The sequence below is a fragment of the Zestomonas insulae genome (assembly GCF_016901015.1).
GTDB lineage: Bacteria > Pseudomonadota > Gammaproteobacteria > Pseudomonadales > Pseudomonadaceae > Aquipseudomonas > Aquipseudomonas insulae.
This window is the reverse complement of the sequence record NZ_JAFEUP010000002.1, coordinates 307,636-327,852: the sequence shown is the minus strand read 5'-3', so window position 1 is coordinate 327,852 and position 20,217 is coordinate 307,636. Positions and strand designations below refer to the sequence as shown.

The window sequence follows — 20,217 nt, the reverse complement described above, 5'->3', positions numbered from 1 at the left end:
GCGGTGGTCGGCTCACTAACGTAGCGCCTGCCCAACGCCTAACGCTCATCCGCAGGAGCTGCACCCCATGGCCTCGCCAGCCCTTACCCGTTTCCTTCCCCGCTGCGTCGCAGCTGCCGCCCTGTTCGGCGCGCTCGGCCTGACCGGCTGCCAGAGTTGGCTGAACAGCCAATACGCCGACAGCCTGCCGCCGACTTCCGGCATCCAGCCGGTCAAGGGCCTGGCGCAGAGCGTCTCGATCCGTCGCAACGAGCTGGGCATGCCGTTGATCGAGACCAGCACCTTCCACGACGCGCTATTCAGCCTGGGCTACGTGCATGCCAGCGACCGCATCAGCCAGATGGTCGGCATGCGCCTGATGGCCGAGGGACGCCTGGCGGAAATGGTTGGGCCCGGGGTGCTGGAAATCGACCGTTTCATGCGCACGGTCAACCTGCGGCAGAACGCCGAAACCCTATACAAGAACGCCTCACCGCGCCTCAAGCAGTTCTTCGAGGTCTACGCCCGCGGCGTCAATGCCTACCTGTACCGCTACCGCGACAAGCTGCCGATGGACCTGGCTGAATCCGGCTACCGCCCGGCCTACTGGAAGCCGGAAGACTCGGTGCTGGTGTTCTGCCTGATGAACTTCGGCCTGGCGGTCAACCTGCAGGAGGAGATCGCCTCGCTGGTGCTGGCGCAGAAGGTCGGTGCCGACAAGCTGGCCTGGCTGACGCCGACCTACCCGGACGAACCGCTGCCGTTCGCCGAAGCGGATAAGCTCAAGGGCCTGGCCCTGAGCGGCCAGATTCAAGGGCTGAGCGCGGTCAACGCCGCCGCCAGCCAGATCGCCGACCTGGACATGCTCGGCGTCGCCGCCTCGAACAACTGGGCGATCGCCCCGCAGAAGAGCCGCAGCGGCAAGAGCCTGCTGGCCAACGACACCCACCTGCCGCTGTCGATGCCCTCGGCATGGAACTTCGTGCAGATTCGCGCGCCGCGCTTCCAGGCCGCCGGGGTCACCGTCGCCGGCGTGCCTGCCGTGGTGGCCGGCTACAACGGCAAGCTGGCGTGGGGCATGACCATGGTCATGGGCGACAACCAGGACCTGTTCCTCGAACAGGTCAAACGCCAGGGCAATCGCCTCTACTACCTGGCCGACGGCAAGTGGCTACCGGCCCGCGAGCGCCAGGAGACCTTCTTCGTCAAGGGCGGCCGGCCGCTGCGCGAAACCATCTACGAAACCCGCCACGGCCCGCTGCTGAACAGCGCACTGGGTGAGCGAAAGCACATGCTGCAGCCGCTGCAGCTCAGTTCCGGCTATGGCCTGGCGCTGCAGAGCGCGCCGGTCAATGACGACAAGACCCTCGATGCGTTCTTCAACCTGTCCCGCGCGCAGTCGGTGGACGCCGCCTTCGAGGCCAGCCGCGAGATTCGCGCCATCGCCCTGAACATGGTGTTCGCCGACGCCCAGCATATCGGCTGGCAAGTCACCGGACGCTACCCGAACCGTCGTGACGGCATCGGTCTGCTGCCCTCGCCGGGCTGGGATGGGCGCTACGACTGGGACGGCTTCGCCGACGCGATGCTCCACCCCTACGACCAGGACCCGCAGCAAGGCTGGCTGGGCACCGCCAACAACCGCACCGTGCCGAAGGGCTACGGCATGCAGTTGTCCAACTCCTGGTACTACCCGGAGCGCGGCGAGCGCATCGCCCAACTGGCCGGCAACGGCAAGCACGACGCGCGCAGCATGATGGCCATGCAGATGGACCAGACCTCGCCGTTCGTGGCCAAGCTGCAGGCGATGTTCGAAGCACCCGGCATGGCCCAGCCGCTGCAGAAGGCCATCGACGCGCTGCCGGCCACCGAGCGCGCCAAGGCTCGCGAAGCCTACGACCGGCTGCGCGCCTTCGACGGCCGCCTCGCCGCCACCTCGGCCGACGCCGCGCTGTACGCTGCGTTCCTCCACGAAAGCGCGCGACAGATCTTCCTCGACGAGCTCGGCCCGGACAACAGTCCGGCCTGGCAAGCCTTGGTGGAGACCGCCAACCTGTCCTACTCGGCGCAAGCCGACCACCTGCTCGGCCGCGAGGACAGCCCGTTCTGGGACGACCTGAGCACGCCGCAGAAGGAAGACAAGCCGGCGATCCTCGCCCGCAGCCTGGCCGCCGCGGTGAGCTTCGCCGAGAGCAAGTTGGGCAGCGACCGCAAGGCCTGGCAGTGGGGCAAGCTGCACACCTACAGCTGGACCACCGAAACCACGCAGATGGCGCCCTACATGAGCGCCAGCGACCGGGCCGGGATCAACACCATCAAGGACTACCTGGACCGCGGCCCGTACGCCGCCGGCGGCGACCACAGCACGCTCAACGTGTCGGCCTATCACTGGGGTCAGGACTTCGACACCTGGCTGATTCCGGCGATGCGCATCGTGGTTGATTTCGGCCAGGCCGAACCGATGCAAGGCATCAACAGCTCCGGCCAGTCCGGCAACCCGGCCAGTCCGCACTACGCCGACGGCATCCAGCCGTGGCTCAAGGGGCAGTACCAGAGCTTCCCGTTCCAGTCGCAGAACATCGACCGGGTCTATGGCAGCAAGCGTTTGACGCTGATCCCCGGCAAGTGAGCAAAGCCGGTCGTTCAGGGCGCCGACGCGCCCTTCGACCGGCCGCGGAAGAAATTTGCTGAACTTTAGCGACGCTGCAGGACTCACAACCCTGCATCGTTGATTAATACTCCAGGCGCCCCACGGGGCGCCTTTTTTTGTCTAGACCACCGGCGCCGGTGGCGGCTGATCCGGCACCGTGGGTTCACCCGGCTCCGTCGGCTCGGCCGGTTTGCCCGGCAGATCGGGGACATCCGGGTCTGGCTGTCCGGGAATTCCGCCAGAGATATGCAGCTGCGCCGCGCCAGCCTTCAGGTTCGATCTGACCATCCTTCACCTCCCATGCCCGGCCGCCAACCGGCCGCAGTGTTCACCAGTAGAGTGAGCGGGACGCCAGGGAATTCCAGGTACTTCGTCGGCCAGCTACGGTCAGCGAATCGCAGGCATGAAAAAGCCGGGCAGTGGCCCGGCTCGTTCAGCATGCAGCGCAATCAGGCTTTCGGCAGGGTCACGCCGGTCTGGCCCTGGTACTTGCCGCCGCGGTCTCGGTAAGACACTTCGCAGGCCTCGTCGGACTGCAGGAACAGCATCTGCGCCACGCCTTCATGGGCGTAGATCTTCGCCGGCAGGTTGGTGGTGTTGGAGAACTCCAGGGTTACATGGCCTTCCCACTCCGGCTCGAGCGGGGTGACGTTGACGATGATGCCACAGCGCGCGTAGGTGCTCTTGCCCAGGCAGATGGTCAGCACATCGCGCGGGATACGGAAGTACTCGACGGTGCGGGCCAGGGCAAAGGAGTTCGGCGGGATGATGCAGACGTCGCTGTTGATGTCGACGAAGCTCTTCTCGTCGAAGTTCTTCGGGTCGACCACCGCCGAGTGGATGTTGGTGAACACCTTGAATTCGGCGGCGCAACGCACGTCGTAGCCGTAGCTGGAGACGCCGTAGGAGATCACCCGGCTGTCGTCCGCGCCGCGCACCTGGCGCTCGACGAAGGGCTCGATCATGCCGTGCTCCAGGGCCATGCGGCGAATCCATTTATCCGATTTGATGCTCATGGCTGGTGTCGTCCTGAGTCGCGATTGGTGAAAAAGTGAGCGCGCATCTTACCGGGGTGACTGCCGACCGGCAAAGGTCGACGGTCACCCGCACCCGGCTCAGTCGTCGGAAACCATGATGGTCGGCATCGCCGGCGCGGCCTGCTCGCTGAGCGCGATGCGCGCCCCGACGGTACGCGCCATCTGCTGGTAGATCATGGCGATCTGGCTTTCCGGGTCGGCGATCGCAGTCGGCTTGCCGCCGTCGGCCTGCAGGCGGATGGCCATCGACAGCGGTAGCGAGGCCAGCAGGTCGACGCCGTACTGCGCGGCGAGCTTCTCACCACCGCCCTCACCGAACAGGTGCTCGGCATGCCCGCAGTTGGAGCAGATGTGCACGGCCATGTTTTCCACCACACCGAGCACCGGAATATTGACCTTACGGAACATCTCCACGCCCTTCTTGGCATCCAGCAGGGCCAGGTCCTGCGGCGTGGTGACGATCACGCTGCCGGCCACCGGGACCTTCTGCGCCAGGGTCAGCTGGATGTCACCAGTGCCCGGCGGCATATCGACCACCAGGTAGTCGAGATCGTCCCAGGCGGTCTGGGTGATCAGCTGCAACAGCGCACCGGAAACCATCGGCCCGCGCCACACCACCGGGGTGTTGTCGTCGGTGAGGAAGGCCATCGACATGACCTCCACGCCGTGCGCCTTGAGCGGCACGAACCACTTCTGGTCCTTGACCTGCGGCCGGGTGCCCTCGGGGATGCCGAACATGATGCCCTGGCTGGGGCCGTAGATGTCGGCGTCGAGGATGCCCACCTTGGCACCTTCACGGGCCAGCGCCAGCGCCAGGTTGGCAGCGGTGGTCGACTTGCCGACCCCGCCCTTGCCGGAGGCCACGGCGATCACGTTCTTCACGTTGGCCAGCGCCGGCACCTGGGCCTGCGCCTTGTGCGCCGCGATCACTGAGTCCACCTGCACCTGGGCGGCGCTCACGCCGTCGAGGTTCTCCAGGGCCATCTGCAGCATCTGCGCCCAGCCATTCTTGAACAGCGCGGCGGCGTAGCCCAGCTCCAGGCGCACGCGGACGCTGCCGCCCTGGATGTCGACTTCGCGCAGGCAGCCGGCGCTGACCGGGTCCTGGTTGTAATGAGGGTCGGTGAACTGGCGCAGGCAGGCTTCAACCGCTTCGCGGGTGATAGAGCTCATGGGGCGACTCCGAAAGGCTGAGCAAAACAGGTGGGCATGATACCAGCCGAGGCAGGCCGGCTCGTCGTGGCCGCGAATTTATTCGCCAACCCGCCCGCTCCTTCGCCCCACAAGTCACTCCTGTCAGGGCCGCCAGCGGCGCTGCGGATGAAAAAAAACCGCCGCGCCTATATAGTGGCCGACTTCCTTCGATTTCCCCGAACGGCCGATCACCATGTCCGAAGCCCGCAAGATTCTCGTTACCAGCGCCCTGCCCTATGCCAACGGTTCGATCCACCTCGGCCACATGCTCGAGTACATCCAGACCGACATGTGGGTGCGTTTCCAGAAGCTGCGCGGCAACCAGGCGATCTACGTGTGCGCGGACGACGCGCATGGCTCGGCGATCATGCTGCGTGCGGAAAAGGAAGGCATCACCCCGGAACAGCTGATCGCCAACGTGCAGGCCGAGCACACCGCCGACTTCGCCGATTTCCTGGTCGACTTCGACAACTACCACTCGACCCACGCCGAGGAAAACCGCGAGCTCTCCGCGGCCATCTACCTCAAGCTGCGTGACGCCGGCCACATCGCCACGCGCGCGGTGACCCAGTACTTCGACCCCGAGAAGGGCATGTTCCTCGCCGACCGCTTCATCAAGGGCACCTGCCCGAAATGCGCGGCCGAGGACCAGTACGGCGACAACTGCGAGAAATGCGGCGCCACCTACGAGCCGACCGAACTGAAGAACCCGCGCTCGGCGATCTCCGGCGCAGTGCCGGTGCTCAAGGAGTCCAAGCACTTCTTCTTCAAGCTGCCGGACTTCGAGGCCATGCTGAAAAGCTGGACTCGCAGCGGCACCCTGCAGGACGCGGTGGCCAACAAGATCGCCGAATGGCTGGATGGCGGCCTGCAGGAGTGGGACATCTCCCGCGACGCGCCGTACTTCGGCTTCGAGATTCCCGACGAGCCGGGCAAGTACTTCTACGTCTGGCTGGACGCGCCGATCGGCTACATGGCCAGCTTCAAGAACCTCTGCGCCAAGCGCCCGGAACTGGACTTCGACGCGTTCTGGGGCAAGGACTCGAGCGCCGAGCTGTACCACTTCATCGGCAAGGACATCGTCAACTTCCACGCGCTGTTCTGGCCGGCCATGCTCGAAGGGGCGGGCTTCCGCAAGCCGACCGCGGTCAACGTGCACGGCTACCTGACCGTCAACGGGCAGAAGATGTCCAAGTCGCGCGGTACCTTCATCAAGGCGCGCACCTACCTGGATCACCTCAACCCCGAGTACCTGCGCTACTACTACGCGGCCAAGCTCGGCCGTGGCGTCGATGACCTCGACCTGAACCTCGAGGACTTCGTGCAGAAGGTCAATTCCGACCTGGTCGGCAAGGTGGTCAACATCGCCAGCCGCTGCGCCGGCTTTATCCACAAGGGCAACGCTGGCGTGCTGGTACAGGCGAATCCTGAGCCCGAGCTGTGGGACGCCTTCCAGGCCGCCGCACCGAGCATTACCGAAGCCTACGAGGCGCGTGACTTCTCCCGCGCCATGCGCGAGATCATGGCCCTGGCCGACCGCGCCAACGCCTGGATCGCCGACAAGGCGCCGTGGGCGCTGAACAAGGTCGAAGGCAAGCAGGCCGAGGTGCAGGACATCTGCGCACTGGGCGTCAACCTGTTCCGCCAGCTGGTGATCCTGCTCAAGCCGGTGCTGCCGAACCTGGCGCGCGACGCCGAGGCATTCCTCAACGTCGCCCCGCTGAGCTGGAACGACCTGGCCACGCCGCTCGCCAACCACCAGTTGAACCCCTTCACCCCGCTGCTGACGCGCATCGAGCCGGCGAAGATCGAAGCGATGGTCGACGCTTCCAAGGAAGACCTGGCCGCCAGCGAAGCCGGCAACGCTCCTCAAGGCAACGGCGAGCTAACGAAAGACCCGCTGGCCGCCGAGATCAACTTCGACGCCTTCGCCGCGGTCGACCTGCGCATCGCGCTGATCGAGAAGGCCGAGTTCGTCGAAGGCGCCGACAAACTGCTGCGCCTGACCCTGGATATCGGCGACGCCAAGCGCAACGTGTTCTCCGGAATCAAGAGCGCCTACCCCGACCCGGCCAAGCTGCAAGGTCGCCTGACCCTCTACGTGGCCAACCTGGCGCCACGCAAGATGAAGTTCGGCGTTTCCGAAGGCATGGTCCTGGCCGCCGGCCCCGGTGGCGAGGAGATCTACCTGCTCGGCCCGGACAGCGGCGCCAAGCCGGGCCAGCGCGTCAAGTAACCCGGGCAGCGGGCGGCCGCACAGCGCCGCCCGCTTCGGCCGGATGGATGCCCAAGCGGGCATCCACCGGCTAGCCTTAACAGGTGTCCTCCCTCCCCGGCTTCGGTAGCGTCGATGACTGAACTCGCCCTGATCCTGGTCAGCTCGATCCTGGTCAACAACTTCGTGCTGGTGCAGTTCCTCGGCCTGTGCCCGTTCATGGGCGTGTCGCGCAAGATCGAAACGGCCATCGGCCTGTCGCTGGCCACCACCTTCGTGCTGACCCTGGCGGCGATGTGCAGCTACCTGGTCCAGCAGTACGTGCTCAAGCCGCTGGACCTCGAGTTCTTGCGCACCATCGCCTTCATCCTGGTGATCGCCGTGGTGGTGCAGTTCACCGAGATGGTGGTGAACAAGACCAGCCCGCTGCTGTACCGCGTGCTGGGCATCTTCCTGCCGCTGATCACCACCAACTGCATCGTCCTCGGCGTAGCGCTGCTCAACGCCAACAAGAGCGAGCTGAACTTCCTCACCGCCACCGTGCAGGGCTTTGCCGCCGGCCTCGGCTTCTCGCTGGTGCTGGTGCTGTTCGCCGCCATGCGCGAGCGCATCGCCATCGCCGACGTGCCCAAGCCGTTCCAGGGCGCGGCGATCGGCATGATCACCGCCGGTTTGATGTCGCTGGCGTTCATGGGCTTCTCCGGGTTGATCAAGCCATGAGCCTGATCCTCAGCGCGGTCCTTGTGGTGCTGGTGCTGTGCCTGCTGTGCGGCGCCGCGCTCGGCTATGCGGCGGTGCGCTTTCGCGTCGAGGGCAACCCGATCGCCGAACAGGTCAACGCGCTGCTGCCGCAGACCCAGTGCGGCCAGTGCGGCTATCCCGGCTGCAAGCCCTACTCCGAGGCGATCGCCGCCGGCGACAAGATCAACAAGTGCCCCCCCGGCGGCGCCGCGACCATCGCCGCGCTGGCCGACCTGCTCGACCTGGAGCCGGAGCCGCTGGACGCCGAGGGCGGCGAGGGCGGCGAGAAGCCGCCGCTGGTGGCCTTCATCCGCGAGGCCGAGTGCATCGGCTGCACCAAGTGCATCCAGGCCTGCCCGGTCGACGCCATCGTCGGCGCGGCGCGGCTGATGCACACGGTGATCGCCAGCGAATGCACCGGCTGCGACCTGTGCATCGAGCCCTGCCCGGTCGACTGCATCGACATGCTGCCGCTGGCCAGCGACCTGCGCAGCTGGAAGTGGCCGCAACCGGCGCGCCTGATCGCCACCGACCGGGAGCAGGCGGCATGACGGCCATGCAGCTGTGGGCGATGCCCGGTGGCATCCACCCGCCGATCAACAAGCGCCAGTCCACCGCGCTGCCGCTGCAGCGCCCGCCGCTGCCGCGGCGTCTGGTGCTGCCACTCAACCAGCACATCGGCGCACCGGCCGAACCGCTGGTGCAGGTTGGCGAGCGGGTCCTCAAGGGCCAGCTGCTGGCCGCCGCCAGCGGCTTCGTCAGCCTGGCGCTGCACGCGCCGACCTCGGGCACGGTCAGCTACATCGGCGCGCAGCCCTACCCGCACGTCTCCGGCCTGCCAGCGCCGGCCATCGTCATCGACAGCGACGGCCTCGACCAATGGTGCGAACTGCAGCCCTGCGCGGAGTTCCGCAGCCTGGCGCCCGGTGAGCTGCTCGCACGGATTCGCGGCGCCGGGATCAACGGCCTGGGCGGCGCCGGTTTCCCCACCGAGGTCAAACTCAGCGCGCGGCCGGCGGAGAAGATTCACACCCTGGTGATCAACGGCGCCGAATGCGAGCCGTACATCAGTGCCGACGACCTGCTGATGCGCGAACAGGCCGCCGAACTGCTCGGCGGCATCGACGTGCTCGCCCACCTGCTGCAACCGGAGCAGGTGCTGATCGGCATCGAGGATGACAAGCCCGAGGCCATCGCCGCGGTGCGCGCCGCGTTGGGCGAGCGGCCCTACCAGCTGCGCGAGTTCCCGACCAGGTACCCGTCCGGCGGCGAAAAGCAGCTGATCCAGATCCTCACCGGCGTCGAGGTACCGAGCGGCGGCCTGCCGGCGGACATCGGCATGCTCTGCCTGAACGTCGGCACCGCCGTGGCGGTATACCGCGCCGTGGTGCTCGGCCAGCCACTGATCTCGCGCATCGTCACCCTCACCGGCGCCGCGCTAGAGCGGCCGATGAACGTCGAGGCGCTGCTCGGCACTGCGGTCGCCGAGCTGCTCGAGTTCGCCGGCCTGCACCACGAGCGGCTGGACCGCCTGATCATGGGCGGCTCGATGATGGGCATAACCCTGCCGTCCAGCGACGTGCCGCTGATCAAGACCACCAACTGCCTGATCGCCGCCACCGCCGCCGAACTGCCCGCGCCGACGCCGGCGCTGCCGTGCATCCGCTGCGGCGATTGCGCCGAGGTCTGCCCGGCCAGCCTGCTACCGCAGCAACTGCACTTCTTCGCCCTCGGCGAAGAGCACGAGCAACTGCGCGCGCACAACCTGTTCGATTGCATCGAGTGCGGCGCCTGCGCCTATGTGTGCCCGTCGAGCATCCCGCTGGTGCAGTACTACCGCGCGGCCAAGGCGGAGATTCGCGAGCAGGAGCAGAAGCAGCTCAAGGCAGAACAGGCGCGGCAGCGCTTCGAATCGCGCCAGGAGCGCTTGCGCCGCGACGAGGAGCGCCGCGACAGCGAACGCCAGGCGCGTCTCGCGCGGGCCGAACGCGTCCGCGCGCCGGCCGAGGACACCGCCAGCGCGCCACCGACCGGCGACAACATCGCCCGCGTACAGGCGCAGAAGCCCGGACTCAGCGACGAGCAGAAGCGCCTGAAGATCGCCGCAAGCATGGCGCAGGTCGCCCTCAGCAAAGCCGAAAAACAGTTCGCCGTGCACGCCACGCCGGTGCTGCAGGCGCAGGTCGAGCAACTGCGCGAGGCGGCCAGCGCCGCGCAACAGGCACTCGACGCCATTCAGCCGGCCGCCGCCGCGATTCCGCCTGCGACCGGCAACGACGAGGCGGCGCGCAAGCAGGCGAAGATCCGCGGCGCCATGCTGCGCGTACAGTTGAAGAAGCTGGAAAGCGCCGCCGGTGCAACGCCCAGCGCGGAGCAGCAGGCGCAGCTGGAGGAGCTGCGCAGCGAATTGAGCGCGCTCGAAGCCGCCGCTGTCGTCGCGCCAACCTTGTCCCCGGCGGCGGACCATAGCGCGTTGAAGCGCGCCAAGATCGAGCTGGCGCTGAAGCGCGCCGAACTGAAGAAGGCCGAACAGGCCAACGCCCCGGCCGAAGAACTTGAGCCACTGCGCGCCGCGCTCAGCGCCGCCGAGCAGGCCCTGCATGCCGCCGAAGACGCGTCCGGCAAGCCCGCGCCAGTACTGGTGCGCACCGACAAGCGCCCGATCGACGAAATCACTAGGGCGCTGAAAACCGAACTGGCCTTCGCCCGCGCCGACCTGCGCAAACTCGAGCGCGACCCGCAGGCCGACGCCACAGCACTGCAGGCGGCGCAGACGCGGCTGGCCGAAGCCGAACATAAATTGCAGGAACATCAGAACGAACCCTAGGGTGGATCGAGCGCCGCTCAATCCACCCGCCAAACTCGCAACCTCGCAATCGCCCGGACCGGCACAGGCCATCCAGGCAACCAGCAACCCACCGGAGCCCCCATGGCCCTGCCCCGCATCACCTCGCCCCACACCACGGGGAGCAATCGCACCCAGCGCGTGATGCTGCAGGTGCTGCTCGCGGCAGCGCCCGGGGCCTTCGTGCTGTGCTGGCTGTACGGCTTCGGCACGCTGATCAACCTGCTCTGGGCCAGCGCCGTGGCGCTCGGTTGCGAAGCGGCGATGCTCAAGCTGCGCGGCCGGCCGGTGCAGTTCTTCCTGCGTGACGGCAGTGCGCTGGTCACCGCGGTGCTGCTGGCCCTGGCCCTGCCGCCCTACGCGCCCTGGTGGCTGACGCTGATCGCCACCGCCTTCGCCATCGTGTTCGGCAAGCAGCTGTACGGTGGCCTCGGACAGAACCCGTTCAACCCGGCGATGGTCGGCTACGTGGTGGCGCTGGTGTCCTTCCCGATGGCCATGAGCACCTGGCCGCAGGCGCAATTCGTCGGCCCCTGGGATGCCCTGCAGCAGATTCTCGGCATCACCAGCCTGCCGGACGGCTGGAGCCACGCCACCGCGCTGGATGCCCTGCAGCACAACCACAGCCTGACCATGGAGGAGCTGCGCAGCAGCAACCCGGCATTTGGCGGCTTCGGCGGCGCGGGCGCCGAATGGGTCAACCTGGCATTCCTCGCCGGCGGCCTGTACCTGCTGTATCGCAAGCTGTTCACCTGGCACGCGCCGGTCGGCATGCTCGCCGCGCTGGCGGTGCTGAGCCTGCTGTGCTGGAACGGCAACGGCTCGGACTCCAACGGCTCGCCGCTGTTTCACCTGCTCAGCGGTGCGACCATGCTCGGCGCGTTCTTCATCGTCACCGACCCGGTCAGCGGCGCGACCAGCAACCGCGGCCGGCTGATCTTTGGCGCCGGGGTCGGCATCCTGATCTACCTGATCCGTACCTGGGGCGGCTATCCGGACGGCGTGGCGTTCGCCGTGCTGCTGATGAACCTTGCCGCGCCGACCATCGACTATTACACGCGGCCGCGCACCTACGGCCACCGCAAGGCCGACCGCGGCTTCAAGATCGGGGAATGACCGTGCCCGTCACCGAGATCACTCGTTCGATGCTGAAAAACGCCCTGCTGCTCGGGCTGTTCGCCATCGTCACCGTGGGCCTGGTCGCCGTCACCCAGCAAGGCACCGCCACGCGCATCCAGCAGGCCGAACGCGACGCCCAGGGCCGCACCCTCGGCGAGATCCTGCCCGCCGGCAGCTATGACAACCACCTGCTCGACGACAGCGTGGAAGCCTTCGACCCCGAGCTGCTCGGCAAAGCCAAGCCGCTGCCCGCCTACGTCGCGACGCTGCGCGGCCAGCCGACCGCGGTGATCCTCCAGGTCACCGCGCCGAACGGCTACAGCGGCGCCATCCACCTGCTGGTCGGCGTGCTCGCCGATGGCCGGCTGGCCGGCGTGCGCGCGGTCAAACACAGCGAAACGCCGGGCCTCGGCGACCGCATCGAGCTGACCAAGAGCCCGTGGATGCACGGTTTCGACGGGCGCAGCCTGAGCGATCCTGGCGAGAGCGGCTGGGCGGTGAAGAAGGATGGCGGGCAGTTCGACCAGTTCGCCGGCGCCACCATCACCCCGCGTGCGGTGGTCAAGGCGGTGCAGCGCGCGCTGCAGTACTTCGACAAACATAAAGAGCAGCTGCTGGCGGCGAGGAGCGACACGCATGGCTAGTTTCCGCGAGATCGCCGTCAACGGCCTGTGGAAGAACAACCCGGGCCTGGTGCAACTGCTCGGTCTGTGCCCGCTGCTCGGCACCAGTAATTCGATGGTCAACGCACTCGGCCTGGGCCTCGCCACCACCCTGGTGCTGGCCTGCTCCAACGCCGCCGTGGCGCTAATCCGCCACAGCGTGCCGGACACTGTGCGCCTGCCGATCTTCGTCATGATCATCGCCGCGCTGACCACCTGCATCGAACTGCTGATGCGCGCCTACACCTACGAGCTGTACCAGATCCTCGGCATCTTCATCCCGCTGATCACCACCAACTGCATCATCCTCGGCCGCGCCGAGGCGTTCGCGGCGAAGAATGGCGTGCTGCACGCCGGCTTCGACGGCCTGATGATGGGCCTGGGCTTCGCCGCCGTGCTGCTGGTGCTCGGCAGCGCGCGCGAGCTGCTCGGCACCGGCGCGCTGCTGGGCAACATGCAGCTGCTGTTCGGCGCAGCCGCCGCCGACTGGCAGATCACCCTGTTCCCGCATTACCAGGGCTTTCTGCTGGCCATCCTGCCGCCCGGCGCGTTCCTCGTGCTCGGCCTGCTGATCGCCCTGAAGAACCATATCGACGAACTGGTCGCCGCCCGAGCCCCGCGCCCGGCCGACGACGCCGCGCCGGTGGCCAGCCGCCGCGTGCGGGTAACCGGAGTGATTGAGTGAACGCTGCCAAACGCCTGGAAATCTTCCGCCGCCTGCACGAGGACAATCCGGAACCACGCACCGAGCTGGACTACAGCACACCGTTCGAGCTGCTGATCGCGGTGATCCTCTCCGCCCAGGCCACCGACGTCGGCGTCAACAAGGCCACCGCCAAGCTCTATCCGGTCGCCAACACCCCGGAGGCGATCTACGCGCTGGGCGTCGACGGGCTGTCGGCCTATATCAAGACCATCGGCCTGTTCAACAGCAAGGCGAAGAACGTCATCGAGACCTGCCGGCTGCTCATCGAAAAACACGGCAGCCAGGTGCCGGACAACCGCGAGGACCTCGAGGCGTTGCCCGGGGTGGGCCGCAAGACCGCCAACGTGGTGCTCAACACCGCCTTCCGCCAGCCGGCCATGGCCGTGGACACACACATTTTCCGGGTCAGCAACCGCACCGGCATCGCCCCCGGCAAGACCGTGCTGGAGGTGGAGAAAAAGCTGCTCAAGTTCGTGCCCAAGGATTATCTACTGGATGCCCACCACTGGCTGATCCTGCATGGCCGCTATGTCTGCCAGGCGCGCAAACCGCGCTGTGGCAGCTGCCGGATCGAAGATCTGTGCGAGTACAAGAGCAAAACGTCGGACGATTGAGCGATTGATAAATTGTTGACCGATCGATTGAAAAAATCTTTTTTACCGGCCCAGCAATTGCCGATATAAGGTGCGCAAATGGCCCTGGTAGCCGGGAGTGCACATCATGAGTACTGGCAAAGAAGAGATCGAACTCGAAGACGACGTCACCGCAGACGACTCTGAGGATGCCGCCGTTGCCACCGTTGAAGTGGCAAAGACCAATCTGACAAAGCGCCGCATCATCGACAACCTGCTGGAAGAGCGTCGTCTCAACAAGCAGCTCGCCGAATACGATTTCGATCTGTGAGCATTGCGCTCAAGAAAAAGCCCCGCCAATGCGGGGCTTTTTTGTGCGCCGGAGCTCAGTCGCCACGAGTTGGCGAGAGCAACTCGATCTTGTAGCCGTCCGGGTCTTCAACGAACGCCAGGATGCTGCTGCCGTGCTTCATCGGCCCCGGCTCACGGGTGATCTTGCCGCCGCGCGCGCGGATGTCCTCGCAGGCCTTGTAGACGTCCGCCACTTCCAGGGCGATGTGGCCGTAGCCAGTGCCCAGTTCATAGCTGTCCACGCCCCAGTTGAAGGTCAGCTCGATCACGCTGTTGTGTGCCTCATCGCCGTAGCCGACGAAGGCCAGGGTGAACTGACCGTCCGGATAGTCCTTGCGGCGCAGCAGGGTCATGCCGAGCACTTCGGTGTAGAAGGCGATGGATTTATCCAGGTCGCCGACCCGCAGCATGGTATGCAGCAGTCTCATCTGATCTTCCTCATCGTTCGCCCTTTGCGGGCTTATAAAAGCAAACCCCGGCTCGTGGCCGGGGTTTGTCTGGCACGGGGCGTATAGCTTATCAGAACAGCTTGCGACCCTTGCCGGCCGCGATGCGCATGCGCAGCGCGTTGAGCTTGATGAAGCCTGCGGCGTCGGCCTGGTTGTAGGCGCCGCCGTCTTCCTCGAAGGTCGCGATGTTGGCGTCGAACAGCGAATCGTCGGACTTGCGACCGGTAACGATGACGTTGCCTTTGTACAGCTTCAGGCGCACCACACCGTTCACGTTGGTCTGCGAGGCATCGATCATCTGCTGTAGCATCAGACGCTCCGGGCTCCACCAGTAGCCGGTGTAGATCAGGCTGGCGTACTTCGGCATCAGCTCGTCTTTCAGGTGAGCGACTTCGCGGTCGAGGGTGATCGACTCGATGGCGCGGTGTGCACGCAGCATGATGGTGCCGCCGGGGGTCTCGTAGCAGCCGCGCGACTTCATGCCGACATAGCGGTTCTCGACGATGTCGAGACGGCCGATGCCGTTCTCACCGCCGATGCGGTTCAGCTCGGCCAGCACGGTGGCCGGGCTCATTTCCTTGCCGTCGATGGCAACGATGTCACCCTTGCGGAAGGTCAGCTCGATGTAGGTCGGGGTATCGGGAGCCTTCTCCGGGGAGACGGTCCACTTCCACATATCCTCTTCGTGCTCGGTCCAAGTGTCTTCCAGCACGCCGCCTTCATAGGAGATGTGCAGCAGGTTGGCGTCCATGGAGTACGGCGATTTCTTCTTGCCGTGGCGCTCGATCGGGATGGCGTGCTTCTCGGCGTAGTCCATCAGCTTCTCGCGGGACAGCAGCTCCCACTCACGCCACGGCGCGATCACTTTCACGCCCGGCTTCAGTGCGTAGGCGCCGAGTTCGAAGCGCACCTGGTCGTTGCCCTTGCCGGTGGCGCCGTGGGAGATGGCGTCGGCGCCGGTCTCGTTGGCGATTTCGATCAGGCGCTTGGCGATCAGCGGACGCGCGATGGAGGTACCCAGCAGGTACTCGCCTTCGTAGATGGTGTTGGCGCGAAACATCGGGTACACGAAGTCGCGAACGAATTCTTCGCGCAGGTCATCAATGTAGATTTCCTTGACGCCCATGGCCTTGGCCTTGGCACGGGCCGGCTCGACCTCCTCGCCTTGACCGAGGTCTGCGGTGAAAGTCACCACTTCGCAGTTATAGGTGTCTTGCAGCCACTTGAGGATCACCGAGGTGTCCAGGCCACCGGAATACGCCAGGACTACCTTCTTCACGTCCGCCATGCCATCAACTCCAGGGGGTGTTACCGAAAACCGGCGATTCTACTGGCCCTGAAAGCCAATTTACAGGGGCGCGACAGCTTGAGACGACGAGGCGACATATATTTGCAGCGCCGCGACGTCAGGAGGCGGAGGCGGTTTTGTTCGCCGGCGCGCTAGGGCTGGCTGGAGGAACGGCTGCCGGCGCGGCAGCCGGGGCCGGAGTGGGTGCCGGGACAGCCACCGGCGATGCGGTGGGAGCAGCTTCGGCGACGCGCGACAGGTGGACGGTCACTCGGCGGTTCTTCGCCCGGTTGGCCGTGCTGTTGTTGGCGACCAACGGGAACTGCTCGCCATAGAAGCGCACCACGATGCGCTCGGCCGGCACGCCATTGGCCTGGAAGTAATCCTGCACCGCCACCGCCCGCCGCCGCGACAGGTCGCGGTTGCTCAGCCGGCTGCCGCTGTTGTCGGAGTGGCCATCGAGCTCGATGTGATTGACGCTGGGGTCGGCCTGCAGGTACTGCAGGATGATGTCCAGCTGAGCCCGCGCCATGCCGTCCAGCGCCGTGCCGTTGTCGGGGAAACCGAGCTGCCGCTGCTTGACCTGGTCGAAATTGACCGGCAACAGCTTGCGCGTGCAGCCCAGATAGTCGTCGTAGGCCTTGGTGAATTTCACCGGCAACAGGCGCACTTCGAGGGTTTCGCCACCCTGCAAAGTTCGGTGACGGACTAGCGGACTGCGCCCGTCGAGCAAACCGCTGAGCAGGCGCCCGGCTTGCAGCTGGGAGCTGTTGAACGGCACCTCGCCGCCGCCGACACTGACCGCACCGAGGTTGATGTCGCCGCGCCCCGGCTGCCAGGGCGCGGCCGCCGCCAGCAGGGTCGCCGAGCCCGCCCCCATCCAGCGCTCACGCGCCTGCAAACGGAAGGTCGCTTGTTCGCCGGCACGGCGGACGAATTCGCCGACGCCGAAATCGGTGACGCTTTGCGAAAGCCGGCACTCGAACTGATCGCCCTCGACCTTCCATTCCGCCTGCTCCAGGCGGGTCTGAAAGGTGATGGCCTGCGCCGGCAAACACGCCAACAGGCTAAGCAGGACGAAACAACGCTGGCGCACGGCGAGCTCCACGGTAATACGGGTTCCTCTTGGTATCGGTCGCGCCAGGCAGAACTTGATAGCCGGTCGCCCAATCCCGTGGCTTGCGGGCGAAAATACGCCAACCGGCCGGAGGCCTTTTCCGGTAGCATTCAGCCACGTTTTACCCGCCTGGAACTCCCCATGTCCGACCGCTTGACCCTGCTGCGCCCCGACGATTGGCACATCCACCTGCGCGACGGCGCTGCGCTGACCCACACCGTCGCCGATGCCGCACGCAATTTCGGCCGCGCCATCATCATGCCCAATCTCGTGCCGCCGGTGCGCAACGCCGAGGAGGCCGACGCCTACCGCCAGCGCATCCTCGCCGCGCGTCCGGCTGGCAGCCGCTTCGAGCCGCTGATGGTGCTCTACCTCACCGACCGCACAAGCACCGATGAGGTGCGCGCCGCCAAGGCCAGCGGCTTCGTCCACGCTGCCAAGCTGTATCCAGCCGGCGCCACGACGAACTCCGATTCCGGCGTAACCAGCATCGACAAGATCTTCCCGGTGCTCGAAGCCATGGCGGAGGTAGGCTTGCCGTTGCTCGTTCACGGTGAGGTCACCCGCAGCGAGATCGATGTGTTCGACCGCGAGAAGGCCTTCATCGACGAGCACATGACCCGTGTCGTCGCGCGCTTCCCGACCTTGAAGGTGGTGTTCGAACACATCACCACCGCCGACGCCGCGCAGTTCGTCAAGGATGCCTCGGCCAACGTCGGCGCGACCATCACCGCCCACCACCTGCTGTACAACCGCAATCACATGTTGGTCGGCGGCATCCGCCCGCACTTCTATTGCCTGCCGATCCTCAAGCGCAACACCCACCAGGAAGCGCTGCTGGATGCCGCCACCAGCGGCAATCCGAAGTTCTTCCTCGGCACCGATTCGGCACCACATGCCCAGCACGCCAAGGAAGCCGCCTGCGGTTGCGCCGGTTGCTACACCGCCTATGCCGCCATCGAGCTGTATGCGGAAGCCTTCGAGCAGCGCAACGCGCTGGGCAAGCTGGAAGCCTTCGCCAGTCACCACGGCCCCGACTTCTACGGCCTGCCACGCAACCAGGAGCACATCACCCTGGTCCGCGAAGAATGGACCGCACCGGCCAGCCTGCCGCTGGGCGAACACAGCGTGATCCCGCTGCGCGCCGGTGAGAAATTGCGCTGGCGCCTACTGGAGGCCGCCCAGTGAGCGAAGAACAGTTCGACGACGAACTCGACGGAAGCCTGCCGTCCGGCCCGCGCCACCCGATGGCGGCGCGCTTTCGCGGCTACCTGCCGGTAGTGGTGGATGTCGAGACCGGCGGTTTCAACTGCGCCACCGACGCGCTGCTGGAAATCGCCGCGACCACCATCGGCATCGACGAGGGTGGATTCCTTTATCCGGACCATACGCATTTCTTCCGCGTCGAGCCGTTCGAAGGCGCCAACATCGAAGCCGCTGCGCTGGAGTTCACCGGGATCAAGCTCGATCACCCGCTGCGCATGGCGGTCAGCGAAGAGCACGCCTTGACCGAGATCTTCCGCGGCCTGCGCAAGTCGATCAAAGCTAACGGCTGCAAGCGCGCCATTCTGGTCGGCCACAACAGCAACTTCGACCTCGGCTTCCTGAATGCCGCGGTGGCGCGCACCGGCCTCAAGCGCAATCCGTTCCACCCCTTCTCCAGCTTCGATACCGCGACCCTCGCCGGCCTCGCCTACGGTCAAACCGTACTGGCCAAGGCCTGCCAGGCCGCCGGCATCGACTTCGATGGCCGCGAGGCGCACTCCGCCCGCTACGACACCGAGAAGACCGCCGAGCTGTTCTGCGGCATCGTCAACCGCTGGAAAGAGATGGGCGGCTGGATCGACGACGATTGATGAGCACGACAGCCGGCTAACAACCGGCTGTCGCCGCAAATGCGAAGCCACCCAATCTCGCTTTGACAAGCATTCTCATTAACATTAGTATCTTGCCCATCACGCCAATCCAGCTGTGTGGGTCCTTACATGTACGTCTGCCTCTGCCAAGGTGTCACCGACGGTCAAATCCGCGAAGCAATCTACGAAGGTTGCTGCAGCTATCGCGATGTCCGCGAGAACCTCGGCGTCGGGACCCAATGTGGTAAGTGCGCCTGCCTGGCCAAGCAAGTGGTCCGTGACACCCTTGGCGAACTGCAGAGCACCCAAGCGGCTCTCGCCTACCCCGCTGGATTTGTTGCCGCTTAAATTAGGCACCGATTACCCCAAAGCCGGACTCCAGTCCGGCTTTTTTGTGTCTAAAATTCAAGGATTTAGCGTCTAGACGCAGAACAAAAACATTCGTATTCAGATTAATTTTTACTTATTTTTCAATGATTTACGTTTGACAGCCCGAATAATCGATTCCACACTTCTGAAAATTCCCATTTCTTTGCGTGGCAGGAACGAACATGAAAGGCGACAAGAAAGTCATCCAGCATCTCAACAAGATCCTCGGAAACGAACTGGTCGCAATCAACCAGTACTTCCTGCATGCGCGCATGTATGAAGACTGGGGCCTGAAGAAACTCGGCGACCACGAGTACCACGAATCCATCGACGAGATGAAACACGCCGACAAGCTGACCAAGCGCATCCTGTTCCTCGAAGGCCTGCCGAATCTGCAGGACCTTGGCAAGCTGCACATCGGCGAGAACACCAAGGAAATGCTCAGCAGCGACCTCAAGCTGGAACTGAGCGCCGTGCCGGACCTGAAGGCCGCCATCGCCTACTGCGAGAGCGTCGGTGACTACGGTAGTCGCGACCTACTGGAAGAGATCCTCGAATCCGAGGAAGAGCACATCGACTGGCTAGAAACCCAGCTGGGCCTGATCGACAAGGTCGGCCTGGAGAATTACCTGCAGTCGCAGATGGAAGAGTAAAACCAGCGCCCACAAAAAAGCCCCGCATTGCGGGGCTTTTTCGTTAGCGTCGGGCGATCAGGCGCTGGCTTTCGCCGCAGCGTCCTTGATCAGGGCTTGCAGCTCACCCTTCTCGAACATCTCAACCATGATGTCGCTGCCGCCGACCAGCTCGCCGGCGACCCACAGCTGCGGGAAGGTCGGCCAGTTGGCGTACTTCGGCAGATTGGCGCGAATTTCCGGATTCTGCAGGATGTCGACGTAGGCGAACTTCTCGCCACAGCCCATTACCACCTGCGCAGCCTTGGCGGAAAAACCGCACTGCGGCGCATTCGGCGAGCCTTTCATGTACAGCAGAATGGTGTTGTTGGCGATCTGCTCTTTGATGGTTTCGATGATATCCACGGGGCACCTCGGCACTTAACTTCCCGACTC

The 20,217-nt window shown here is 65.3% G+C and carries 21 protein-coding genes; 14 read left to right on the top strand and 7 right to left on the bottom strand.

Going from position 1 to position 20,217, the window contains the following annotated elements; genetic code table 11:
- The first annotated feature begins 67 nt into the window (after nucleotides 1–67).
- Nucleotides 68–2,608, top strand: a complete 2,541-nt coding sequence (locus JQX08_RS07210) for a penicillin acylase family protein (RefSeq protein WP_204915611.1) — start codon at nucleotides 68–70, stop codon at nucleotides 2,606–2,608.
- 141 nt (nucleotides 2,609–2,749) lie between these two features.
- Here JQX08_RS07210 and JQX08_RS07205 read toward each other — a convergent pair whose 3' ends face one another.
- The 3 genes from JQX08_RS07205 to apbC all read right to left on the bottom strand — a co-directional run bounded on the left by JQX08_RS07205 (nucleotide 2,750) and on the right by apbC (nucleotide 4,839).
- Nucleotides 2,750–2,917 (bottom strand): hypothetical protein, encoded by a 168-nt coding sequence (locus JQX08_RS07205; protein ID WP_205348214.1) that lies wholly within the window; start codon nucleotides 2,915–2,917, stop codon nucleotides 2,750–2,752.
- Between the two features lie 161 nt (nucleotides 2,918–3,078).
- Complete coding sequence (dcd, locus tag JQX08_RS07200) at nucleotides 3,079–3,645, bottom strand: dCTP deaminase (protein ID WP_109936026.1); 567 nt, start codon at nucleotides 3,643–3,645, stop codon at nucleotides 3,079–3,081.
- A 99-nt stretch (nucleotides 3,646–3,744) separates the two neighbouring features.
- Nucleotides 3,745–4,839: an iron-sulfur cluster carrier protein ApbC gene (gene apbC / locus JQX08_RS07195; RefSeq protein WP_204915610.1), complete on the bottom strand. Its 1,095-nt coding sequence runs from the start codon at nucleotides 4,837–4,839 to the stop codon at nucleotides 3,745–3,747.
- A gap of 214 nt (nucleotides 4,840–5,053) precedes the next feature.
- Between apbC and metG the strand changes: the two genes are divergently transcribed.
- From metG to JQX08_RS07150, 9 genes are all read left to right on the top strand, one after another.
- Nucleotides 5,054–7,096, top strand: a complete 2,043-nt coding sequence (gene metG / locus JQX08_RS07190; protein WP_204915609.1) for a methionine--tRNA ligase — start codon at nucleotides 5,054–5,056, stop codon at nucleotides 7,094–7,096.
- A gap of 114 nt (nucleotides 7,097–7,210) precedes the next feature.
- Nucleotides 7,211–7,795 carry an electron transport complex subunit RsxA gene (gene rsxA / locus JQX08_RS07185; RefSeq protein ID WP_204915608.1) on the top strand — a complete coding sequence of 195 codons (585 nt, stop codon included), beginning with the start codon at nucleotides 7,211–7,213 and terminating at the stop codon, nucleotides 7,793–7,795.
- The gene (gene rsxB / locus JQX08_RS07180) at nucleotides 7,792–8,367 is read left to right on the top strand and encodes an electron transport complex subunit RsxB (protein ID WP_204915607.1); all 576 of its coding nucleotides are present in this window, start codon (nucleotides 7,792–7,794) and stop codon (nucleotides 8,365–8,367) included. The genes rsxA and rsxB overlap by 4 nt, the downstream gene beginning before the upstream one ends.
- Nucleotides 8,364–10,643 carry an electron transport complex subunit RsxC gene (rsxC, locus tag JQX08_RS07175; RefSeq protein ID WP_204915606.1) on the top strand — a complete coding sequence of 760 codons (2,280 nt, stop codon included), beginning with the start codon at nucleotides 8,364–8,366 and terminating at the stop codon, nucleotides 10,641–10,643. Before rsxB ends, rsxC begins: the two co-directional genes overlap by 4 nt.
- Before the next feature lie 102 nt (nucleotides 10,644–10,745).
- The gene (gene rsxD, locus JQX08_RS07170) at nucleotides 10,746–11,777 is read left to right on the top strand and encodes an electron transport complex subunit RsxD (protein WP_204915605.1); all 1,032 of its coding nucleotides are present in this window, start codon (nucleotides 10,746–10,748) and stop codon (nucleotides 11,775–11,777) included.
- Nucleotides 11,774–12,424, top strand: a complete 651-nt coding sequence (gene rsxG, locus JQX08_RS07165) for an electron transport complex subunit RsxG (RefSeq protein ID WP_204915604.1) — start codon at nucleotides 11,774–11,776, stop codon at nucleotides 12,422–12,424. The genes rsxD and rsxG overlap by 4 nt, the downstream gene beginning before the upstream one ends.
- A complete protein-coding gene (locus JQX08_RS07160; protein ID WP_204915603.1) occupies nucleotides 12,417–13,127 on the top strand; it encodes an electron transport complex subunit E in 711 nt (236 codons plus the stop codon). Before rsxG ends, JQX08_RS07160 begins: the two co-directional genes overlap by 8 nt.
- Complete coding sequence (gene nth / locus JQX08_RS07155) at nucleotides 13,124–13,762, top strand: endonuclease III (protein ID WP_204915602.1); 639 nt, start codon at nucleotides 13,124–13,126, stop codon at nucleotides 13,760–13,762. Before JQX08_RS07160 ends, nth begins: the two co-directional genes overlap by 4 nt.
- 106 nt (nucleotides 13,763–13,868) lie before the next feature.
- Complete coding sequence (locus JQX08_RS07150) at nucleotides 13,869–14,051, top strand: PA3496 family putative envelope integrity protein (RefSeq protein ID WP_204915601.1); 183 nt, start codon at nucleotides 13,869–13,871, stop codon at nucleotides 14,049–14,051.
- A gap of 55 nt (nucleotides 14,052–14,106) precedes the next feature.
- Here JQX08_RS07150 and gloA read toward each other — a convergent pair whose 3' ends face one another.
- The 3 genes from gloA to JQX08_RS07135 all read right to left on the bottom strand — a co-directional run bounded on the left by gloA (nucleotide 14,107) and on the right by JQX08_RS07135 (nucleotide 16,904).
- Complete coding sequence (gloA, locus tag JQX08_RS07145) at nucleotides 14,107–14,499, bottom strand: lactoylglutathione lyase (RefSeq protein ID WP_204915600.1); 393 nt, start codon at nucleotides 14,497–14,499, stop codon at nucleotides 14,107–14,109.
- A gap of 91 nt (nucleotides 14,500–14,590) precedes the next feature.
- Nucleotides 14,591–15,808 (bottom strand): argininosuccinate synthase, encoded by a 1,218-nt coding sequence (locus tag JQX08_RS07140; protein ID WP_204915599.1) that lies wholly within the window; start codon nucleotides 15,806–15,808, stop codon nucleotides 14,591–14,593.
- A 118-nt stretch (nucleotides 15,809–15,926) separates the two neighbouring features.
- The gene (locus JQX08_RS07135) at nucleotides 15,927–16,904 is read right to left on the bottom strand and encodes an OmpA family protein (RefSeq protein ID WP_204915598.1); all 978 of its coding nucleotides are present in this window, start codon (nucleotides 16,902–16,904) and stop codon (nucleotides 15,927–15,929) included.
- A 162-nt stretch (nucleotides 16,905–17,066) separates the two neighbouring features.
- On the opposite strand from JQX08_RS07135, the gene pyrC reads away from it, so the two are divergent.
- The 4 genes from pyrC to bfr all read left to right on the top strand — a co-directional run bounded on the left by pyrC (nucleotide 17,067) and on the right by bfr (nucleotide 19,803).
- Complete coding sequence (pyrC, locus tag JQX08_RS07130; RefSeq protein WP_204915597.1) at nucleotides 17,067–18,113, top strand: dihydroorotase; 1,047 nt, start codon at nucleotides 17,067–17,069, stop codon at nucleotides 18,111–18,113.
- Nucleotides 18,110–18,781, top strand: a complete 672-nt coding sequence (rnt, locus tag JQX08_RS07125) for a ribonuclease T (protein WP_204915596.1) — start codon at nucleotides 18,110–18,112, stop codon at nucleotides 18,779–18,781. Before pyrC ends, rnt begins: the two co-directional genes overlap by 4 nt.
- A gap of 129 nt (nucleotides 18,782–18,910) precedes the next feature.
- Nucleotides 18,911–19,129, top strand: coding sequence for a bacterioferritin-associated ferredoxin (locus tag JQX08_RS07120; protein ID WP_204915595.1), 219 nt, complete (start codon nucleotides 18,911–18,913; stop codon nucleotides 19,127–19,129).
- Nucleotides 19,130–19,332: 203 nt separating this feature from the next.
- Entirely contained in the window at nucleotides 19,333–19,803 is a 471-nt protein-coding gene (gene bfr, locus JQX08_RS07115) for a bacterioferritin (protein ID WP_204915594.1), read from the top strand.
- A 57-nt stretch (nucleotides 19,804–19,860) separates the two neighbouring features.
- Here the strand turns inward: bfr and grxD are convergent, their stop codons facing one another.
- Complete coding sequence (gene grxD, locus JQX08_RS07110; RefSeq protein ID WP_204915593.1) at nucleotides 19,861–20,187, bottom strand: Grx4 family monothiol glutaredoxin; 327 nt, start codon at nucleotides 20,185–20,187, stop codon at nucleotides 19,861–19,863.
- Nucleotides 20,188–20,217: the final 30 nt, after the last annotated feature.

Excerpts from the sequence above, each read along its gene's own strand:
- JQX08_RS07205 (WP_205348214.1), bottom strand. The coding sequence starts at position 2,917 with ATGGTCAGATCGAACCTGAAGGCTGGCGCGGCGCAGCTGCATATCTCT.
- JQX08_RS07210 (WP_204915611.1), top strand. The coding sequence starts at position 68 with ATGGCCTCGCCAGCCCTTACCCGTTTCCTTCCCCGCTGCGTCGCAGCT.
- dcd (WP_109936026.1), bottom strand. The coding sequence starts at position 3,645 with ATGAGCATCAAATCGGATAAATGGATTCGCCGCATGGCCCTGGAGCAC.
- pyrC (WP_204915597.1), top strand. The coding sequence starts at position 17,067 with ATGTCCGACCGCTTGACCCTGCTGCGCCCCGACGATTGGCACATCCAC.
- JQX08_RS07120 (WP_204915595.1), top strand. The coding sequence starts at position 18,911 with ATGTACGTCTGCCTCTGCCAAGGTGTCACCGACGGTCAAATCCGCGAA.
- rsxD (WP_204915605.1), top strand. The coding sequence starts at position 10,746 with ATGGCCCTGCCCCGCATCACCTCGCCCCACACCACGGGGAGCAATCGC.
- gloA (WP_204915600.1), bottom strand. The coding sequence starts at position 14,499 with ATGAGACTGCTGCATACCATGCTGCGGGTCGGCGACCTGGATAAATCC.
- rsxB (WP_204915607.1), top strand. The coding sequence starts at position 7,792 with ATGAGCCTGATCCTCAGCGCGGTCCTTGTGGTGCTGGTGCTGTGCCTG.
- JQX08_RS07160 (WP_204915603.1), top strand. The coding sequence starts at position 12,417 with ATGGCTAGTTTCCGCGAGATCGCCGTCAACGGCCTGTGGAAGAACAAC.
- rsxC (WP_204915606.1), top strand. The coding sequence starts at position 8,364 with ATGACGGCCATGCAGCTGTGGGCGATGCCCGGTGGCATCCACCCGCCG.
- JQX08_RS07150 (WP_204915601.1), top strand. The coding sequence starts at position 13,869 with ATGAGTACTGGCAAAGAAGAGATCGAACTCGAAGACGACGTCACCGCA.
- metG (WP_204915609.1), top strand. The coding sequence starts at position 5,054 with ATGTCCGAAGCCCGCAAGATTCTCGTTACCAGCGCCCTGCCCTATGCC.
- apbC (WP_204915610.1), bottom strand. The coding sequence starts at position 4,839 with ATGAGCTCTATCACCCGCGAAGCGGTTGAAGCCTGCCTGCGCCAGTTC.
- bfr (WP_204915594.1), top strand. The coding sequence starts at position 19,333 with ATGAAAGGCGACAAGAAAGTCATCCAGCATCTCAACAAGATCCTCGGA.
- rsxA (WP_204915608.1), top strand. The coding sequence starts at position 7,211 with ATGACTGAACTCGCCCTGATCCTGGTCAGCTCGATCCTGGTCAACAAC.
- rsxG (WP_204915604.1), top strand. The coding sequence starts at position 11,774 with ATGACCGTGCCCGTCACCGAGATCACTCGTTCGATGCTGAAAAACGCC.
- JQX08_RS07140 (WP_204915599.1), bottom strand. The coding sequence starts at position 15,808 with ATGGCGGACGTGAAGAAGGTAGTCCTGGCGTATTCCGGTGGCCTGGAC.